Source organism: Catellatospora methionotrophica, assembly GCF_011297335.1.
In the GTDB taxonomy this organism is placed as follows: Bacteria; Actinomycetota; Actinomycetes; order Mycobacteriales; family Micromonosporaceae; genus Catellatospora; species Catellatospora methionotrophica.
Map to the genome: position 1 here is coordinate 149,814 of NZ_JAAOTJ010000002.1, position 16,342 is coordinate 166,155.

At 71.8% G+C, this 16,342-nt stretch carries 16 protein-coding genes; 9 read left to right on the forward strand and 7 right to left on the reverse strand.

The window, feature by feature from the left end:
* Positions 1 to 66 precede the first annotated feature (66 nt).
* Entirely contained in the window at positions 67 to 1,536 is a 1,470-nt protein-coding gene (locus HAV40_RS07965; RefSeq protein ID WP_166380231.1) for a cellulase family glycosylhydrolase, read from the forward strand.
* Positions 1,537 to 1,685: 149 nt separating this feature from the next.
* On the forward strand, positions 1,686 to 2,336 hold the full coding sequence (locus HAV40_RS07970) for a class I SAM-dependent methyltransferase (protein ID WP_166380232.1): 651 nt from the start codon (positions 1,686 to 1,688) through the stop codon (positions 2,334 to 2,336).
* 79 nt (positions 2,337 to 2,415) lie between these two features.
* Here HAV40_RS07970 and HAV40_RS07975 read toward each other — a convergent pair whose 3' ends face one another.
* Positions 2,416 to 4,614, reverse strand: a complete 2,199-nt coding sequence (locus HAV40_RS07975; RefSeq protein ID WP_166380233.1) for an MMPL family transporter — start codon at positions 4,612 to 4,614, stop codon at positions 2,416 to 2,418.
* A gap of 280 nt (positions 4,615 to 4,894) precedes the next feature.
* Between HAV40_RS07975 and HAV40_RS07980 the strand changes: the two genes are divergently transcribed.
* From HAV40_RS07980 to HAV40_RS07995, 4 genes are all read left to right on the forward strand, one after another.
* Positions 4,895 to 5,476 (forward strand): TetR/AcrR family transcriptional regulator, encoded by a 582-nt coding sequence (locus HAV40_RS07980; protein WP_203670911.1) that lies wholly within the window; start codon positions 4,895 to 4,897, stop codon positions 5,474 to 5,476.
* Positions 5,477 to 6,188: 712 nt separating this feature from the next.
* Complete coding sequence (locus HAV40_RS07985) at positions 6,189 to 6,896, forward strand: SDR family NAD(P)-dependent oxidoreductase (protein WP_166380234.1); 708 nt, start codon at positions 6,189 to 6,191, stop codon at positions 6,894 to 6,896.
* A gap of 22 nt (positions 6,897 to 6,918) precedes the next feature.
* A complete protein-coding gene (locus HAV40_RS07990; protein ID WP_166380235.1) occupies positions 6,919 to 7,947 on the forward strand; it encodes a nitronate monooxygenase in 1,029 nt (342 codons plus the stop codon).
* A gap of 29 nt (positions 7,948 to 7,976) precedes the next feature.
* Positions 7,977 to 8,342: a Cif family virulence factor gene (locus tag HAV40_RS07995; RefSeq protein ID WP_166380236.1), complete on the forward strand. Its 366-nt coding sequence runs from the start codon at positions 7,977 to 7,979 to the stop codon at positions 8,340 to 8,342.
* Positions 8,343 to 8,352: 10 nt separating this feature from the next.
* Here the strand turns inward: HAV40_RS07995 and HAV40_RS08000 are convergent, their stop codons facing one another.
* The 4 genes from HAV40_RS08000 to HAV40_RS08015 all read right to left on the reverse strand — a co-directional run bounded on the left by HAV40_RS08000 (position 8,353) and on the right by HAV40_RS08015 (position 13,150).
* Positions 8,353 to 9,609 carry a sensor domain-containing phosphodiesterase gene (locus HAV40_RS08000; protein WP_166380237.1) on the reverse strand — a complete coding sequence of 419 codons (1,257 nt, stop codon included), beginning with the start codon at positions 9,607 to 9,609 and terminating at the stop codon, positions 8,353 to 8,355.
* A 318-nt stretch (positions 9,610 to 9,927) separates the two neighbouring features.
* Positions 9,928 to 10,962, reverse strand: a complete 1,035-nt coding sequence (locus tag HAV40_RS08005) for a zinc-binding dehydrogenase (protein ID WP_166380238.1) — start codon at positions 10,960 to 10,962, stop codon at positions 9,928 to 9,930.
* 126 nt (positions 10,963 to 11,088) lie between these two features.
* Positions 11,089 to 11,907, reverse strand: coding sequence for a Bax inhibitor-1/YccA family protein (locus HAV40_RS08010; RefSeq protein ID WP_166380239.1), 819 nt, complete (start codon positions 11,905 to 11,907; stop codon positions 11,089 to 11,091).
* 91 nt (positions 11,908 to 11,998) lie between these two features.
* Positions 11,999 to 13,150 carry a sporulation protein gene (locus tag HAV40_RS08015; protein ID WP_166380240.1) on the reverse strand — a complete coding sequence of 384 codons (1,152 nt, stop codon included), beginning with the start codon at positions 13,148 to 13,150 and terminating at the stop codon, positions 11,999 to 12,001.
* Between the two features lie 273 nt (positions 13,151 to 13,423).
* On the opposite strand from HAV40_RS08015, the gene HAV40_RS08020 reads away from it, so the two are divergent.
* Complete coding sequence (locus HAV40_RS08020) at positions 13,424 to 13,819, forward strand: MerR family transcriptional regulator (RefSeq protein WP_203670910.1); 396 nt, start codon at positions 13,424 to 13,426, stop codon at positions 13,817 to 13,819.
* A gap of 289 nt (positions 13,820 to 14,108) precedes the next feature.
* Here the strand turns inward: HAV40_RS08020 and HAV40_RS08025 are convergent, their stop codons facing one another.
* Together HAV40_RS08025 and HAV40_RS08030 are read right to left on the reverse strand one after the other, a co-directional pair.
* The gene (locus tag HAV40_RS08025; protein ID WP_166380241.1) at positions 14,109 to 14,258 is read right to left on the reverse strand and encodes a hypothetical protein; all 150 of its coding nucleotides are present in this window, start codon (positions 14,256 to 14,258) and stop codon (positions 14,109 to 14,111) included.
* Positions 14,259 to 14,281: 23 nt separating this feature from the next.
* Positions 14,282 to 14,974: a class I SAM-dependent methyltransferase gene (locus tag HAV40_RS08030; RefSeq protein ID WP_166380242.1), complete on the reverse strand. Its 693-nt coding sequence runs from the start codon at positions 14,972 to 14,974 to the stop codon at positions 14,282 to 14,284.
* 108 nt (positions 14,975 to 15,082) lie between these two features.
* On the opposite strand from HAV40_RS08030, the gene HAV40_RS08035 reads away from it, so the two are divergent.
* Both HAV40_RS08035 and HAV40_RS08040 read left to right on the forward strand, forming a co-directional pair.
* Entirely contained in the window at positions 15,083 to 15,673 is a 591-nt protein-coding gene (locus HAV40_RS08035) for a helix-turn-helix domain-containing protein (RefSeq protein ID WP_166380243.1), read from the forward strand.
* An 84-nt stretch (positions 15,674 to 15,757) separates the two neighbouring features.
* On the forward strand, positions 15,758 to 16,267 hold the full coding sequence (locus tag HAV40_RS08040; protein ID WP_275413433.1) for an RrF2 family transcriptional regulator: 510 nt from the start codon (positions 15,758 to 15,760) through the stop codon (positions 16,265 to 16,267).
* The last annotated feature ends 75 nt before the right edge of the window (positions 16,268 to 16,342 follow it).

Sequence of the window (16,342 nt, forward strand, 5' to 3'; positions counted from 1 at the left end):
TGCCCCGGGCCGCACATCTGCCACGCCACCGAACCCGTCCGAAGTCGACGCCCCGTGGAGGCGCGCATGTCACGAAACCTGAGAAACGTCCTGGTCGCCGGTACGGTGTCCGTGCTGGCCGCCGTTTCGCTGGCCGTCGCGGTGGGTTCCGCCAGCGCCGCGACCACCCCGACCGCCACCTTCACCAAGGTGTCCGAGTGGGGCTCCGGATTCGAGGGCCGCTACACGATCACCAACGGCGGCAGCAGCACGATGAACTCCTGGCAGGTGTCGTTCACCCTGCCTTCCGGCACCGGCATCAGCTCGCACTGGGACGCCACGCGCTCGGGCAGCGGCCAGCAGGTCGTCTTCGCCAACCTGTCCTGGAACGGCACCGTCGCCCCGGGCGCTTCGGTCGTGTTCGGATTCATCGGCACGGGCACCGGCAGCCCCACCGGCTGCCTGCTCAACGGCCAGCCGTGCGCCGGCGGCACCCAGCCCAGCCCGTCGGCGTCCACGCCCCGCCCACCGTCGCCCTCGGCCTCCCCGTCACGCCCGCCGTCGCCGTCCGCGTCGCCCTCGAAGCCGCCGTCGCCGAGCCCGTCGGCCAGTTCCGGCCCCACCGGCACCCCCGTGGCCGCCAACGGCCAGCTGCGGGTCTGCGGGCGGCAGCTGTGCAACAAGAACGGCAAGGCGATCCAGTTGCGCGGCATGAGCACGCACGGCATCCAGTGGTACGCCGACTGCGCGACCGCAGGCTCGCTGGACGTGCTGGCCAACGAGTGGAAAGCCGACGTGCTGCGCATCTCGATGTACATCCAGGAGGGCGGGTACGAGACCGACCCGCGCCGCTTCACCGACCTGGTGCACAACTACATCGAGCTGGCCACCGCCCGCGGCATGTACGCCATCGTCGACTGGCACATGCTCGACCCCGGCGACCCGAACGTCAACCTGGCCCGCGCGAAGACCTTCTTCGCCGAGATCGCCGAGCGGCACGCCGGCAAGGTCAACGTGCTGTACGAGATCGCCAACGAGCCCAACGAGGTCAGCTGGTCGTCCATCAAGAGCTACGCCGACCAGGTCATCCCGGTGATCCGCCAGCGCGACCCGGAGGCTGTCGTCCTCGTCGGCACCCCCGACTGGTCCTCGCTGTCGGTGTCCGGCAACGGCAACGGCGTAGCCACCATCACCGCCAACCCCGTCACCGCAGGCAACCTGATGTACGTCTTCCACTTCTACGCCGCCTCGCACGGCAACGCCTACTACAACACCTTCGCCCAGGCCGTCGACACCCTGCCGATGTTCGTCACCGAGTTCGGCACCCAGCAGGCCACTGGCGACGGCCCGAACGACTTCACCAACGCCCAGCGCTACCTGGACCTCATGGCGGCCAAAAAGGTCAGCTGGACCAACTGGAACTACTCCGACGACTTCCGCTCCGGAGCCGTCTTCACCACCGGCACCTGCGCCACCGGCCAGTACGGCGGCACCGGCCGCCTCAAGCCCGCCGGGGCCTGGGTCCGCGACCGCATCCGCACCCCCGACGACTTCTGATCCGCCGCCGTCCGCTCAGCGGGTGGGGCCGAGGTCCGGGGCGAGGGCGGCTGACGAGCTGCCCTCGCCCCGGGCTGTTTGCTGGAACGGCAACGGGGTTTGCCCCGATGCCGGTGGTGGCAGCAGGGTGGGTGGCGGAGGTGGTCACCATGACCGACGCGCACACGCAGCAGGCAACCGAGATCATGTTCACGGCGGAGTTCTGGGACGAGCGGTACGGCTCGAAGGAGCGGATCTGGAGCGGCAATCCGAATCCGCACCTGGTGGCCACCGTCGCCGGGTTCACGCCGGGGGAGGCGCTCGACGTCGGCTGTGGTGAGGGCGCGGACGCGATCTGGCTGGCCGCGCAGGGCTGGCGGGTCACGGGGGTCGACGTGTCGGGCGTGGCACTGGGCCGGGCGGCCGCCGTCGCCGCCGAGCGGGGCGAACTCGCCGAGCGCATCACCTGGCAGCAGGTCGACGTCCTGTCCTGGGATCCCGCCCCGGCCCGGTACGACCTGGTCTCGGCCCAGTTCATGCACCTGCCCCGTCCCGCGCTGGAGGCGCTGCACCGCCGCCTGGCCGCAGTGGTCCGCCCCGGCGGAACGCTGCTCATCGTCGGCCACCACCCGTCCGACCTGGAGACCACGATCGGCCGCCCCCGCCTGCCGGAGCTGATGTTCACCGCCGAGCAGGTCGCGGCCACGCTGGACGAGCGCGACTGGCAGATCAGCGCGACGACCCCGGGCCGCGACATCACCGACCCCGACGGCAACCCCGTGACCATCCACGACGCCGTGCTCACGGCGACCCGCCGCTGACGGCGAAGGAAGGGCACCTTCCCAACGCTGTGCGTCGTGGAAGGTGCCCTTCCTTCGGTCTGGCGGTGAGAGCCGCTGGTCAGACGCCTGCGGCGACCGGTTCGAGGACCGGCTCCTCAGCCTTGTGCAGCCGCTCGCCCTCGACGTCCACGTTGGGCAGGACGCGGTCCAGCCAGCGCGGCAGCCACCAGGCGGCCCGGCCGAGCAGCGACATCAGCGCGGGCACGATGGTCATGCGTACCACGAACGCGTCGATCAGCACACCGAACGCCAGCGCGAAACCGATCGACTGGATCAGCGTCTCACCGGAGAACACGAACCCGCCGAACACGCTGATCATGATGATGGCGGCGGCGGTGACCACCCGCGCCCCGTGCCGGAAGCCGGTCACGACGGCGTCGCGCGCCGAAGCGCCGTGCACGAAGTCCTCGCGCATCCGGGTCACCAGGAACACCTGGTAGTCCATGGCCAGGCCGAACAGGATGCCGATCAGCAGCACCGGCAGCATGCTCATGATCGGGCCGGTCTCCTGTACGCCGAACACGTCGCCCAGCCAGCCCCACTGGAACACGGCCACCACCGCGCCGAACGTCGCCGCGACGCTGAGCAGGAAGCCGAGCGTCGCCTTCAGCGGCACCAGCACCGACCGGAACACGAGCAGCAGCAGCAGGAACGCCAGCCCGACCACGACCGCCAGGTACGGCAGCAGCGCCTCGTCGAGCCGGGTGGACACGTCGATGGCCAGCGCGGTGACACCGGTGACCGCGATGGTCGCGCCGGTCCCCTCGGTGATCGCGGCCCGCTCGGCGCGGAGCTCGTGCACCAGGTCGGCGGTCGCCACGTCGTTCGGGCCGGTCTTCGGGATGACGGCGAGCAGGGCGGTGCGCCCGTCGGCGCTCACGCCGTTGGGTGCGGCGTACAGCACGTTGTCGACCGTCATCAGCCGCCCGGCGAGCTGGCCGGGCACGGCCTGCGGGTCGGCCCCGGCGGGCAGTTCGGCCACGACGACCAGCTCGCCGTTGAAGCCCGGCCCGAAGCCGTTGGTGACCAGGTCGTACGCCTTGTGCTGGGTGGTGTCGGCGCCCTGCATGCCGTCGTCGGGCAGGCCGAGGCGCAGGTCCGCGGCCGGGATCGCGAGCACGCCGAGCGCGGCGATGCTGAGCACCAGCACGGGGATCCGGAACCGGACCACGAACCTGGCCCAGCGCTCGCCCATCGGCACCGGGCCGCCGTCGGCCTCCGGGTCGGGCGTCGAGCGGCCGAACAGGCGGCCCTTGACCAGGCGGTCGCCGGTGAAGCCTAGCAGTGCGGGCAGCAGCGTGACCGCGACCAGCACCGCCACCGCGACGGTCGCCGCGGCGGACAGGCCGAGTCCGGCCAGCAGCGGGATGCCGACGATGGTCAGCGCGGCCAGCGCGATGATGACGGTGAGCCCGGCGAACACCACGGCCGAGCCCGCCGTGCCGACCGCGCGCCCGGCGGCTTCGGCGCCGTCCTTGCGTACCAGCAGCTCGTGCCGGAACCGGGAGACGATGAACAGCGCGTAGTCGATGCCGACGGCCAGGCCCAGCATCAGCGCCAGGATGAGGCTGTTGGAGTTGATGTCGACGAACCGGGACGCGATGGCGACGCCGGACAGGCCGATGCCGATCCCGGCGACGGCGGTGAGCAGCGGCAGGCCGGCGGAGACCAGCGAGCCCAGCGTGATGATGAGGACCAGGGCGGCGATGGCGATGCCGATGACCTCGACGACGCCGGTCTTCGGGTTGGCCCGCAGCGCGTCGCCGCCGACCTCCACGGTCAGGCCCGCGTCGCGGCCGAGGGCAGCGGCGTCCAGCAGCGCGTCCCGGTCGCCGTCGGTCAGCTCCATACCCTGCACGGCGTATGTCACGTGGGCGAAGGCGTAACGGCCGTCGGGGGAGATGGACCTCGCGGTGTACGGGTCGAGCACCCGTGCGACCTGCGGCGCTCCGTTCAGCGCGCCCACCACGCGGCCGATGGCGGCCTGCATGTCCGGGTCGGCGACGGTCTTGCCCTCGGGCGTGGCGAACACGACGCGGGCGCGCGCCCCGCCCGCGTGCGCCTCGGGGAAGCGCTCGCCGAGCTGGTCGATGGCCCGCTGGGCCTCGGTGCCCGGAATGCTGAAGTCGTTGGACATCTTGCCCGAAAGCGTCGCCGCGCCGGCCCCGGCGAGCGCGATCAGCACCACCCAGAGGCCGAGGACGATCCAGCGTCGGCGGTAGGAGAACCGTCCGATCCGGTAGAGGAATGTCGCCACGGTAGGTACTCCAAACGAGGGATGGGTGGCCGTCATCGCGGCGAAACACGCTGTTCATGTGCGTGTTCAGGGGTCGCCGCACCACGGCCGACCCTAGCCGTTCGGCAAGGAGTGAGCAAGCCGATCGGCAAGGAGTGAACCTGTCGATCGGCAAGTTTTCAGCTAGTCATTCGGCAAGCTTGCAGCTTGCCGGTCGGCTAGGCGAATGGCTGCTGATCAGCTAGATTTGCTCAGGACGGGCGACTTCCCCCGCCGTCGATGATCTGGTAAGGAGGGTGCCGTGAGAGCTGCGACACACGCCGACTCGCGCGGCCCGGAGCGCACCCGGCAGCGCCTGCTCGACGAGGCCTGCCGGCTGTTCGCCATGCACAGCTTCGCCGGCACCTCGCTGCAGATGATCGCCGACACCCTCGGCGTCACCAAGGCGGCCGTCTACCACCACTTCCGGACCCGCGACGACATCCTGACCGCCGTGATCCAGCCCGCGATCTCCGAGATGTACGCCATCATCGAGGCCGCCGAGGCCCAGCGCACCCCGTCCGCCCGCGCCGACGCGATGCTGTCGGGCCTGGTCGACCTGACCGTCAAGCACCGCGGCCTGATCGCCATGATCGGCACGGACCCCGGCGTGACCAGCGCGCTGCAGAGCCATCCCGACGTGGTCGAACTGTTCCGCCGCCCCGGCGAGCTGATGGCCCTCGACGGCTCCGCCGAAGCCGAGATCAACGCGACGCTCGCCCTGGCCGGGATCGCCACCACAGCCTCCTCTCCGGTGATGCAACACCACGACGCCGACGTGCTACGCCGCCACCTGCTCGCCGCCGGCCGCCGCATCCTCGGCCTCCGCGCCCGCAAAACCTGACCCACGAACCATCCAGCCGACCTGCGCCGCCCGCCCGCGCCTCCCGGCCTGCGCCGCCCGCCCGCGCCTCCCGGCCTGCGCCGCCCGCCCGCGCCTCCCGGCCTGCGCCGCCCGCCCGCGCCTCCCGGCCTGCGCCGCCCGCCCGGCGCCTTCGGCCCGCGCATGCTCCGAAACGGACAAAGTGCCCCTACCGCCCCTCCTTCTCGTCCCGAGAAGCGCGTCCACCGGCCTTGATCGCTGTTTCGGGTCAGAACGTGAGGTGAGAACGCACTTTTTGACCCGAAACAGCGATCAAGGCCAGTGCGGCTGGCGCTGGCCACCGCGATATGCCCGGAATGCAAGGTATGCGGGCACGCAGCTGGGCGCGCGGCATGCTCGGGCGGCACCGCACGGCTCTGATGACACGGCACTCCGTGGTAGCGCACCAGACAATCAATGGCAAAAGGTGCAAGTGCGGGCACCCGACCGCCATTGTCGATCACGACATCACCGGCCAGCCTCGGTGACAGCCGTCCCGGACCTGCGCAAGCGTCTACGAAGACGGATCTTCGATCGCGACTGGCCGATGTCGGCGGCGTGGCGAGAGGACCAGCCCGAACGCTGACCCGCCGGTGTCGGCGAGCGCCTGCGCGGGCCGTTCACCAGGGCGCACCCTGGAGACGTCGGTCGGGCGCACAGGCCGGCCGTTCACCGTCAGACAAGGACGTATCCGATGAGCACGCAGAAGGTCGCCGTCGTCACCGGCGCGTCGCAGGGCATCGGGGCGGCGCTCGTGGTCGCGTACCGGAAGCTGGGTTATGCGGTCGTCGCGAACTCGCGGACGATCCCGCCGAGCAGTGATCCGATGGTGCTGTCCGTGGCGGGCGACATCGCCGACCGGGCTGTCGCGGTCCGGGTCGTCGGCGAGGGCCTGGCCGCGTTCGGGCGCATCGACACGCTGGTCAACAATGCGGGGCTGTTCATCGCCAAGCCGTTCACCGAGTACACCGCCGCCGACTATGACCTGGTCGCCGGTGTGAACATGCGCGGGCTGTTCGCGATCACGCAGCAGGCCGTGTCGGCGATGCTCGACCAGGGCGGCGGCCACGTCGTGAGCATCACCACCAGCCTCGTCGAGCACGCGAGTTCGGAGGTCCCCGCTGCCATCGCCGCGCTCACCAAGGGCGGGCTCAACGCGGTCACCCGCTCCCTGGCCATCGAGTACGCCAGCCGCGGCATCCGGGTCAACGCGGTGTCGCTGGGCGTCATCCGTACCCCGATGCACGCCGACGACGACCACGACTTCCTGGCCGCGCTGCATCCCGTCGGCCGGATGGGTGAGGTGTCCGACGTCGTCGACGCGGTCATGTACCTCGAAGGCGCGGGATTCGTCACCGGTGAGATCCTGCACGTCGACGGCGGACAGAGCGCCGGACACTGAACAGGACGGGACTGGAGCACTGTTGAGCACGTTCCTCCGTACGCTGGGCCTCGACCTGCCCGTGCTCGCCGCGCCGATGGCAGGCGGCGCGGGCACGCCCGCCCTGGCCGTCGCCGCGGCCCGCGCCGGTGGGCTCGGGTTCGTCGCCGCCGGTTACAAGACGCCCCAGGCTCTCGCCGACGAGATCACCACGGTGACCGCTGCCGGGGTGCCGTTCGGCGTGAACCTGTTCGTGCCCAGCCTGGTGCCGGTCGATCCGGTCGCCTTCCGCCGCTACGCCGAGCGGCTCGCGGCCGACGCGCGACGGCACGGCATCACCCTGGATCCGGAACCCGTCGAGGACGACGACCACTGGCACGACAAACTCGACCTGCTCCGGCAGCGGAGGGTGCCCCTGGTCAGCCTTGCCTTCGGCATCCCGGCACCCGCCGACCTGGTCGCGCTGCGTGCCACCGGGGCGCTGCTGCTGCAGGCCGTCACCAACGTGGAAGAGGCGAAGGCGGCCGCCGAGGCGGGCGTCGATGCGCTAGCGGTGCAGGGCGCGGCCGCGGGCGGCCACTACGGCACCTTCACCCCGACGCGCCCGGCCGCGGCGGTGCCGCTCACCGACCTGCTCGCCGCGATCAGGAACGCGGTGGGCCTGCCACTGGTCGCCGCCGGCGGGATCACGACACCCGAGGACGTCGCCGCGGCCGTACGGGCGGGCGCGGACGCGGTCTCGGTCGGCACGGTGCTGCTGCGCAGCGACGAGGCGGGCACCTCGGCGGTGCACCGCGCGGCGCTGACCGACCCGGCGCGCACCGGCACCGTCATCACGCACGCGTTCACCGGCCGCCCCGCGCGGGCGCTGCGCAACGGCTTCATCGACGAGCACGGCGAGCACGCCCCGTACGGCTACCCGGCCGTGCATCACCTCACCACCGGGCTGCGCCGCGCGGCCGCCGCGGCGGGCGACGCCGAACGCGTACACCTGTGGGCGGGGACCGGTTACCGCCAGGCCGCCACCGGTCCGGCCGCCGCGATCGTCACCGGCCTGGCCGCCCGGCTCTGACCACCCCATCCGAACGCGAGGAGAACCCCATGACCAGCACCGACGCCGAGATCATCGGCGGCGTGCTCGACCGCTGGAAGTCTGCCGTGGACGCCCACGAGCCCCAGCGGGTCGCCGAGCACTTCACCCACGACGTGATCTTCCAGGGCCTGCATCCGTACAGCGTCGGGCCGGGGTCGGTGGCCGCGTACTACGACAGCCAGCCGATCGGCATGAAAGCCGAGTACCGCCTGCTGGAGACCCGGCGGCTCGCCGACGATCTGGTCCTGGGCTACGCGAACGTGGACTTCTCGTTCACCGACCGCCCGACCAGGAACGTGTTCCTGTGCGTCATCGCACGCCGGGTCGGCGAAGTTGACTGGCTCATCGCCCACTACCAGGTCTCGCAGCTGTGACCGGAGCGCCTCAGGAGATCGGCGCGAGCCTGCTCAGCAGCGTGCGGGCCGCCTCGGCGACCAGGGATCGGTCGTAGCTGATGATGACGTCGAACTCGCGGTCGGCCTCGCGGCACCGGGCCGACGTCGGTAGCTGCCGGGCGAACAGGCCGCCCGAGAAGTAGCTGCCCAGCACGATCACGGACCACTCGGCGGTCAGCGGGTCGTCGGCGCTCAGCGACCCGCCCCGGATGCCCGGAGCGGGCTGCGCGGAGATGCCGCGGCCGAACGCGGCCGTCAGCGCGCCCTTGTCGGCGATGGCCTGGTAGCGGTGGCGGGTGTGCTCGGTGAAGTACGACGCGTCCTGGAACGCGCCCAGCAGCACCGTCGCCTCGGGGGCGTGCTCGCTCATGCTCTCCAGGTGGTTGCTGAGCGGGATCAGTTGCCGCTTGGTGGCGCGGGTGGCCCGGCGCTGCCGCCGCGCGACCTCGAACGGCGTACGCGCCCCCGAGTCCGGGGCGGTGCTGTAGGGCAGGTCGGTGTCGGGCCGCTCGAACTGGCCGGGCAGCGGGCCGGGCCGCCCCAGCAGCCAGCCCTGCCCGAGGGTCGCGCCCATCGAGATGGCCGCCGCGAGGTGCCGCTCGGTCTCGATACCCTCGGCCAGGATGATCGCCCCGGTGCGCTCGGACTCGGCCAGCACCGCGTTGACGACCTGCGCGGTCTCGTGCGTCGGGCGGCCCTGCACGATGTGCCGGTCCAGTTTGATGATCTCGGGGCTGAGCAGCGCCAGCAGGGACAGGCTGGCCGGATTCACGCCGACGTCGTCGAGCGCGATGCGGTTCGAGCGCCCGCGCACCCGCGCCACCGAGGTGAGCAGCGCGGCGGGGTCGTCGCTGAGCGAGCGCTCGGTGATCTCCATGACGACCTGCAGCTCGCGGTTGGCCGTCTCGATCGTCTCGGCCAGCCCCGGCGGGCAGTCGGTGCCCATAGTGGCGGGTTCGACGTTGACGAACAGCGGGATGTCCCACGGCAGGCCCGCAGCGAGCGCGGCCCGGCACGCCGCCGCGCGGGCGACCCAGTCCAGCTCGGTCAGCCGCCCGGCCCGCTGTGCCTGGGCGAACAGCTCCGCCGGGTTGCGCAGTTCGGAGCCCGCCGGGCCGCGCGCCAGCGCCTCGTAGCCGGCGACGCGGCCGCTGCGCAGCGAGATGACCGGTTGGAACACCGGGTAGACGGCACGCCTGGTCACCGTCCGGTCGAGCTCGGTGGACCCGTCCTGCGGATCGTTCACTACGTCTCCAGCCCGCCAGCTAGTTCGCGCGTTTTATACCGGTTGTAAGGCTAACGGTCCGACGGCACTCCGGTTCCGGACTTCTGTGGACTTGCCAAATTAACAGCAAATTACCGTAAATGGCTATATCGAGGCGCGGTGGCGGCCAAGCTCGGCGCATGACCGCTTGCCACATAGGCGGGCCTGCTGGCGGCTCCTCGGTGAAGATCGCGGTTTCGTGTCGATGTACACGGTTCCACCGCAGGTTGTGGCACGAATCAGCCATCATGGCCGGGAGCCTGGCTGTGGTGAACGCGCGCCGGACTGCGGAGTCGCGGCTCAGGGGCGGATGAGGACCTTGAGGGCGGTGCGGTCGGCCATGGACTGGTAGCCGGACGGCACCTCGTCGAAGCCGATCGTGGAGTCGAACACCCGGCCGGGCTCGATGTCACCGGCGAGCACGTCGGGCATCAGTTCCTCGATGTAGGCGCGGGCCGGGGCGATGCCGCCGGTCAGGGTGATGTTGCGGCGGAACGCGTCGGACCCGGCCGGCACCTCCGGATACTGCGGCGCGCCGACCCGGCTGACCCTGCCGCCCGCACGCGCCACAGCGAACGCCGTCTCGATCGCGGGCCGCAGGCCGACGCACTCCAGCACGGCGTGGGTGCCGTCACCGCCGGTCAGTTCCAGGACCTTGGCCACGCCCTCGTCGCCGCGCTCGGCGACCACGTCGGTCGCCCCGAAGTCGCGCCCGAGGTCGGTGCGGGCCGGGTGGCGGCCCATCAGGATGATCTGTTCCGCGCCGAGCCGCTGCGCGGCCAGCACCGCGCACAGCCCGACCGCGCCGTCACCGATCACGGTCACCGTCTTGCCGGGACCGACCCCGGCGGTCACCGCGCAGTGGTGGCCGGTCGGGAACACGTCGGACAGCGACAGCAGCGACGGCAACAGCGCCGAGTCCTCGCCGACGGGCAGTTTGACCAGGGTGCCCTGGGCCTGCGGCACGCGGACGGCCTCGCCCTGGCCGCCGTCGACGCCGTCCGCGCCCCAGAAGCCGCCGTGGCGGCAGGAGGTCTGCAGGCCCTCGCGGCAGAAGTCGCAGGTGTTGTCGGCCCAGACGAACGGCGCGACGACCACGTCGCCCTTCTTCAGCCCGGACACGTCCGAGCCGGTGTCCTCGACGACGCCGAGGAACTCGTGGCCGATGCGGTCGCCCTGCGCGCTGGCGGGCCGGGACGCGTACGGCCACAGGTCGCTGCCGCAGATACAGGACCGCAGCACGCGTACGAGTGCGTCGGTGGGCTCGTGCAGCACCGGGTCGGGCACGTCCTCGACCCGTATGTCACCGGCGCCGTAGATCAACGTGGCTCGCATGGGACTCCCCGTTCCGTGATCTCGTCCAACGATCAGTATCGGGGTCCGGCGGGCGCGGCATCCGGTCATTGCGGGCAATCGGCGGCGGTCCGGGCAGGGGAGGGTGCCCGGACCGCCTGGCCGGTGTCAGTCCTCCTGGAAGTACGAGATGAGGCGCAGCATCTCCAGGTAGAGCCAGACGAGTTCGACGAGGATGCCGAACGCGGCGAGCCAGCCGTACTTGCGCGGCAGCCCGGCGGCGACGCCGTCCTCGATCTGCTGGAAGCTGACCACGAACATCAGCGCCGCGACCACGATGCAGACCAGCGAGAAGATGATCGCGAAGGTGCCGCCGTCGCGCAGCGGCCCGGCCGACCCGGTGAACAGGCTGATCCCGAAGTTGACCAGCATGACCACCGCGAGCCCCGCCGCGGCGCCGATGACGACCTTCATGAACTTCGGCGTGGCCCGGATGATCCGGGCCTTGTACAGCGCGGCCATGATGAAGAAGACGCCCAGGGTCGCGATGACCGCCTGCAGGACGATGCCCTGCCAGCGTGTCTCGAAGGCCTTGGACACCGCGCCGAGGAACGCGCCCTCGACGATGGCGTAGGTGAACAGGATGGCCGGGTTGGTGATCTGGGCGAACGAGATGACCAGGCCCAGCACCAGGCCGATGAGCATCGCGCCGATCCAGACCAGGCCCAGCGCGGGCGGCGGCACCAGGATCCAGGTCACGGCGGCCACGGCCACCGCCACCCCGAGCAGCGACACGGTCTTGACCACGACGTCGTCGACCGTCATGACGTCACGCGACGCCTGGACCGTCTCGGGGTAGCCGTGGCCGGGCGGCTGCTGGTAGGTCTGGCCGCCGTAGCTGTACGGCTGGCCGCCGGGAACGGTGTAGGTCGGCTGCTGCTGCGCGGCGGCGGTGATCCGCCCGAGCACCGGGTTGGAGGACTTCACGCAGGGACTCCTTAATCACGGGCGGTAGGTGCAAGGGGTGGGTGGTGCGGGCCTCCGGCTAGGACAGGCCCGCACCACCCGGCTCGGGCGGTCAGAAATCGCCGAAGTCGCCTCCGAGATCTCCACCGCCGAAGTCGTCGAAACCGGCGTCGACCGCGCCGGTGTCCGGCAGACCCGCCGCGGAGGCGGCGTCGCCCAGGTCGGGCATCATCGCGTCGCCGATCATGTCGCCGATCACCATGCCGCCGAGGAAGCCGAGCGCCGCGCCGCCGACCCCGGCCGCCATCGCCCCGGCCATGCTGGGCTTGCCCCGGTAGCCGCCGTACTTGTAGCCGCCGTGGTGCCCGCCGTGGCCGCCGTAGGCGTAACCGGGACGGCCGTGTGCCTGCTGCCCGTAGGCGGGCTGGCCGTAGCCGCCGGGCGCGTGGCCGTAGCCGGGCTGGCCGGGGGCGGGTGACTGGAGGAAGGCCCCGGGCGCGGCGGCCGCCGGCGCGCCGAGCCTCTCGAGGGCGGTGGTCAGCCAGCGGTCGACCTCGGCGATCCAGCCGCCGTCGGTCGCGGCCAGCCGCTGCAGGTCGTCGGCCGACAGCTGGTGCCGGTCGGGCGCGCCGAACCGGCCCGTGAGCTCGGCCAGCACCACGAGCCCGTCGCCGAGCGGGGCGAGGGTTAATGTGAGCAGCGGGATGTGCGGGCCGTGCCGGTCGCCCTCGGGCAGCGGGGCGTAGCAGGTGATCGCCTGTGCGACGGGCACGGGCAGGTTGCCCGCGCCGCCGGGGCGCAGTTCGGTGCGGACGAAGCGGCAGCCGATCGTGCCGAGCGCGTCCATGATCTGCTGCTGGACCGGTGCCGCGTCGATGCGCGCGGGGTCGAAGTCGCCCTTGGCGCTGCCCGAGGCGACCGCGACCTCGGTGCGCACGCCGACCCCGACGCCCGGCAGGGTCTGGCCGTACAGGGTGGTGAAGGGGGCGTGCACCGGGACCGGCACCGAGAACGGCACGGCCTGGCTGCTGCCCGAGGGCAGGCGCAGGTGCTGGGCGACCTGGTAGCGGGCCAGTTCCAGCTCACCGGCCGGGCCGGTCGCGACCAGCAGCAGCGAGATCGTGGTGATGTCGGTGTCGGACTTGGCGCGCAGGTTCACCTGGCCGCTCAGCTGGCCGCCGGGGACCGCGGGGTGCGGCGACAGCACGGTGTCGACCTCGACGCCGCCCAGTCCGAGTCCGGCGAGCAGCTTCTTGAAGACCATGTGTTTCCCTCTCCTGTGGAACGCCGCCGGGTGTGGACCACGGCGGTGGTGTGCGGAGGCGGCGGCCGGGAATCGGGCGGTGTGCAGGGCCGCGGGGGTGGCCGCCTCATCGGGCGCAGGGGATCAGCCTGGCCGCGCGGGCGCTCCTCGGCTCCGCCGTGGCGCTGTCGCCTGCGGTCGGGACCGGTGCCGTTCGCGGCGGCCGGCGGTATGATCAGCCACGAGGCTGACACTAACACGTGAAACTGTACGGTTGCTGGAACGAGGCTGCTCATGACGCTGATGCGAATAGGTGAGCTCGCGGCTGCCGCGGGCGTGAGCAACCGCACCGTGGACTTCTACACCAGCCTCGGCCTGCTGACCCCGGCGTCGCGCACCACGGGCGGTTTCCGGCTCTACGACCCGGCGGCCGTCGAGCAGATCGCCACCGTGCAGCACCTGGAGTCCAGCGGCATGGCCCTCGACGACATCGCGGCGCAGCTGCGCGGCGCGGGAGCGACCGATCTGACCGGGGTGCTGACCCGCCTGGACCAGGACCTGGCCGCGCTGCGGGCGCTGGCCGAGAACGCCGGGGACACGGCCCAGGGCCTGGCCGCCACGCTCGCCGTGCGCGCCAACCAGCTGCTGACCACAGCCATGGAACTGCTGTCGACGATGCCGCCGCCCTGACCCCGTCTGCCGACCGGACCGGGCCCTACTCGGCAGGGTCGGCCGTGGTCGCCGGGGGATTCGCGGGCCAGCCACACCGCCGCGGCGAGCGCCAGCGCCATCCAGAACAGCGCCTGCGCGACCGCACCGTACGCCTGCACCGGAGCGTCCACGTCGGAGGCGAGCATCACCCGCGCCGGATCCTCGGGGTCCTAACGGATCCGCGGCGTCATGCTGGTCGCGGAGGAGTGGTAGGACGCCAGCTGTGAGGTCATCCGGGTGCCGTCGACCGGGTAGCTGACCGTCGCGTTCATACCGCCACCGTGCGGGCGTTCCTCATCCACCCCCGCGCGTCGACGGTCATGCCCCGCTCGGCCAGGTCGTGGCGCAGCACGGCCCGGCCGAACGCGAAGTATCCCATCAGGGCGAACATCGCCGCGACCGCCAGCGAGAACAGCACGTCGGACTGTTCCCACCGGGGCGCTACGCCCGGTCGTCAGTGCGCCTGCGGGCGCGCAGCACGGTGTCGTGCAGGGTGCGCTCGCCGCCGTCGGGACCGTGGACCGGGCGCTGCCGACTCTCGGCGACGCCGATCTCCCACCGGTCGGGGTCGAGGCCGTCGGCGACGTCCTGGGCGGTGAAGTGCACGTCGCGGACGGCGGCGGGGGACACCCCGGGCCGGGGGTCCGCCGGGTGGTGGCCGACGATCAGCAGCGTGCCGCCGGGTGCCACCGCGGCGGCCAGCCGGGCCGCCAGCGACTCCCGCGACGCCTTCGGGTGTACGTAGAACGCGCACACCAGGTCGAACCGGTCCACCGGCGGCGTCCAGTCGGCGAGGTCGGCCTGCCGCCAGTCGATCCGCGCGGCGACCTCGTCCCCGGCGCCGCGCGCGTGCTCGCGTGCCGAACGCAGCGCGCCGTCGGCGATGTCCACTGCCGTGACCTGCCAACCCTGGGTGGCGAGCCAGATCGCCTCGGCTCCCTCGCCGCAGCCCGCGTCCAGCGCCGCGCCGGGGGCCAGCGCACCGATCTCAGCCAGCAGGTGCGGGTTCGGCGGCTGACGGTGACCCGCGGCGTGTCCGTGCCCGTGGCCGTGATCGTGGCCGTGATCGTGGCCGTGATCGTGGCCGTAAGCGTAGTGGTCTTCCCAGTACGCCTTGCTGAACTCCTCGGTCATGCCGGGTTCCTTCCGTGCTCGCCCAGGCCGCGGTCGTGGCCAGGGTCAACCATGCGAGACGACCGGCCGAAGTCGCAAATCCTGTTGCTGATCTGGCAAGGTGGTGGCATGGACGACGACCTTGATCAAGCGCTCGGCGCGGTGGGACCCCGGTTGCGTGCCCTGCGCCAGCAGCGGGAGACGACCCTGGCCGACCTGTCGACGGCCACCGGTATCTCGGTGAGCACCCTGTCCCGGCTGGAGTCCGGGTCCCGCAAGCCGACCCTGGAGCTGCTGCTCCCGCTGGCCAGGGCGCATGGTGTCACCCTCGACGAGCTGGTGGACGCCCCGCCGACCGGCGATCCGCGCATCCACCTGCGCCCGGTCACTCGGCACGGGATGACCATGCTGCCGCTGACCCGCCGGGCGGGCGGCATCCAGGCGTACAAGCTGATCATCGCGGCGGACAGTCGGCGCAAGGTTCCGGAGCCCAAGACCCACGAGGGTTACGAGTGGCTGTACGTGCTCAACGGCCGGCTGCGGGTGGTGCTCGGTGACCAGGACCTGGTGCTCGTGCCGGGTGAGGCGGCCGAGTTCGACACGCGGGTGCCGCACTGGTTCGGCGCGGCCGGTCCGGAGCCGGTGGAGTTCCTGAGCCTGTTCGGCACCCAGGGGGAGCGGGCGCACCTGCGGGCCCGGCCCAAGCCGAAGGAGAGCTGATCGGCGCGGGTGTCGAGATCGGATCGTGACCTGGCATTGCCCCCGGCGGCTAACCCCTATATTATCTATCGAAGTTATAGGAATATGCCGTCACCGCAAGCTGCGCGCCGCTGCGCGTCACGAGCAGGAATCCATGGGGCCGTGCACATTTCAGCGCGACACGACTATGCGGTGCAGGCCATGCTGGCCATCGCCGCGGCGGGCGGCGGTCCGGTGAAGACGAGCGATCTGGCCGCCCTGCAGGGCATACCCGTCAGCTACCTGCCGTCCATCCTCGCCGACCTGCGCCGTGCCGAACTGCTCAGCAGCCGGCCCGGCACCGACGGCGGCTTCAGCCTGGCCCGCCGGATCGAGCGGATCAGCGTCGGGGACATCATGCGCGCGGTGAGCGGAGCCCTGGCCAGCGTGCGCGGCCGCCCGCCGCACACCATCACGTACACCGGTGCGGCCACCGCGCTGCCCGGACTCTGGCGGTCGGTGCACGCTTCCACCAGCGACCTGCTGGACAGCACCACGCTGCTCGACCTGCTCCGGGACGACGAGGCGGACCGGCGGTCCGATCGCGACGCCACGGCCGACGGCCGCCACTCGTGAGCGCGCAGACCACCGCGCACGGAGGCCTCCGGAGCGGGTGATGGCGCGTCAGGACCGTGCCATACCGCCCGGAGG

What these genes read in the sequence shown, in the direction of transcription:
- HAV40_RS07965 (WP_166380231.1), top strand. Translation starts at nt 67, where the DNA reads ATGTCACGAAACCTGAGAAACGTCCTGGTCGCCGGTACGGTGTCCGTG.
- HAV40_RS07970 (WP_166380232.1), top strand. Translation starts at nt 1,686, where the DNA reads ATGACCGACGCGCACACGCAGCAGGCAACCGAGATCATGTTCACGGCG.
- HAV40_RS07985 (WP_166380234.1), top strand. Translation starts at nt 6,189, where the DNA reads ATGAGCACGCAGAAGGTCGCCGTCGTCACCGGCGCGTCGCAGGGCATC.
- HAV40_RS07995 (WP_166380236.1), top strand. Translation starts at nt 7,977, where the DNA reads ATGACCAGCACCGACGCCGAGATCATCGGCGGCGTGCTCGACCGCTGG.
- HAV40_RS08005 (WP_166380238.1), bottom strand. Translation starts at nt 10,962, where the DNA reads ATGCGAGCCACGTTGATCTACGGCGCCGGTGACATACGGGTCGAGGAC.
- HAV40_RS08015 (WP_166380240.1), bottom strand. Translation starts at nt 13,150, where the DNA reads ATGGTCTTCAAGAAGCTGCTCGCCGGACTCGGACTGGGCGGCGTCGAG.
- HAV40_RS08020 (WP_203670910.1), top strand. Translation starts at nt 13,424, where the DNA reads ATGACGCTGATGCGAATAGGTGAGCTCGCGGCTGCCGCGGGCGTGAGC.
- HAV40_RS08030 (WP_166380242.1), bottom strand. Translation starts at nt 14,974, where the DNA reads ATGACCGAGGAGTTCAGCAAGGCGTACTGGGAAGACCACTACGCTTAC.
- HAV40_RS08035 (WP_166380243.1), top strand. Translation starts at nt 15,083, where the DNA reads ATGGACGACGACCTTGATCAAGCGCTCGGCGCGGTGGGACCCCGGTTG.
- HAV40_RS08040 (WP_275413433.1), top strand. Translation starts at nt 15,758, where the DNA reads ATGCCGTCACCGCAAGCTGCGCGCCGCTGCGCGTCACGAGCAGGAATC.